Here is a 1,577-nt window from a genome sequence, read left to right on the forward strand (position 1 = left end):
ATTTTTGCGCCCGCACCTTGGTGGCATTGAAGGAGAAGCTGACTGGTGCGTGGCAACGTGTTCGGTATGTTGACCTCCCGCAACACCTTATGGATGCAAATCTACGCCGTGATCAATAAAAGGGTAGACGGGACTGCTTCCAGCTTTGGCTGCTGCCCAAGCAGGGAAGAGGAAGGAATACTGGGCGAGGTGAGGAAAGTATACATTCTTACATTTACGCCACATTGCAGACACCCCACACAAGGCACTTCGGTACATCTGCCTCAACTTCCGAGCCGCTGAACACCAGTACCGGCGGGTCCATGACCGCCAGAGATGAGTTGCCCAGGTGCAGCGCGAGACGACTACACTTTGGGCTGGGATCCCCATCCAAGGAGCGGCGAGGCCCATTGGGCCCCGCCGCTCCAATAAGGGTGCGACTAGCGGAGTGTCACCTCGAAGCAGATGGTGCCACCACTCCCTGAGGGCAGAGTCGCATTGCCAAAGTCCAGAACAATGCTGCCATTGATCACGCTGAGGGTCACGCCAGCCGGTAGAGCGCTGCTGACAGGCCTCGAAGTGGTGCCATCCAAAGGGGCAGTCGAAGGAGAATACGTTAAGTTAATGAGGTTGGTAACTGAGGGCGACAGAACGTCGGTCAACCGGAAGGCCAAGGCAGCGCCCCCCGAGTTCACGAAGCGGATGCAGTACTGAAGCACATCACCAGGCAAGGCATCAGCCGCCGGTCCGAAGGCGCTGCTTACCGTAACATTGCGCACGAGCTTGTCGACCAGCAGTACAGGGTCTGGTACAGCCACACTCACACTGCCCGGGTCAGTCGCCGTGCCAGTATTCCCGGCGAGATCAGTGACAGAAGCACTGACGTTGTACGGTCCGTCCACCAGGGCGTCTGTATTCGGCACCGTGACGCTGTAAGTACCGCCCGCCTGCACGGTGGTGGTCAGGGTGATGGTTCGCGTACCCTGCGTGATCGTGACAGTCACCGTGCTGCCTACAGACGCATCGGTCGTCCCGGTAATCGTCGGCGTCGTGTCGTTCGTATTATCAGGCGCACTCACCGTGATTGTGGGAACCGTGGTGTTGGTAATTGTCGCAGTGCCTGAAACAGACATTCCGCTTTGAGTACTGGCTGTCAGGGCATAGGTTTCGTCCTCTTCATACATCGTGTCGGTTAGAGCCTGCACCCGCACTTTGACGGTGTTGCCGGGCAGAACAGTTCCTGCGGGCAGGAAAATGGTGTAAGTGTTAGTGGCGCTGCTCATGGGAGTCCAGGTGGCTCCGCTGTCAAGGCTGTATTCCAGGACACCGGTATCGGTCCCAATGGTGGCCGTACCGCTGCTCACTGTCAGGATCAATGTGGTCCCAACAGCCACCGAGCTGCTCAGGCTGATGTCATGGATAAGCCAGGTGCCTTCCTGCCCAGTCGGTGAGTTGACCGAGCTCACCGAAGGCACAGAAGGCGAAGTGATGGTGACGCTGCCTGGGTCAGTTGCCGTGCCAGTATTCCCGGCCGTGTCCGTCGTGCTCGCGGTCACGCTGTAAGGACCGTCCACCAGGGCGTCTGTATTCGGCACCGT

1 protein-coding gene is annotated in these 1,577 nt (G+C 58.5%); it reads right to left on the bottom strand.

Annotation, left to right across the window (positions count from 1 at the left end; translation table 11 throughout):
- Positions 1-419: 419 nt before the first annotated feature.
- Positions 420-1,577: Ig-like domain-containing protein (locus IEY49_RS19740; protein ID WP_229780934.1), on the bottom strand; the 1,158-nt coding region annotated here is incomplete at its 5' end.

It is taken from the genome of Deinococcus malanensis (assembly GCF_014647655.1).
In the GTDB taxonomy this organism is placed as follows: Bacteria; Deinococcota; Deinococci; order Deinococcales; family Deinococcaceae; genus Deinococcus; species Deinococcus malanensis.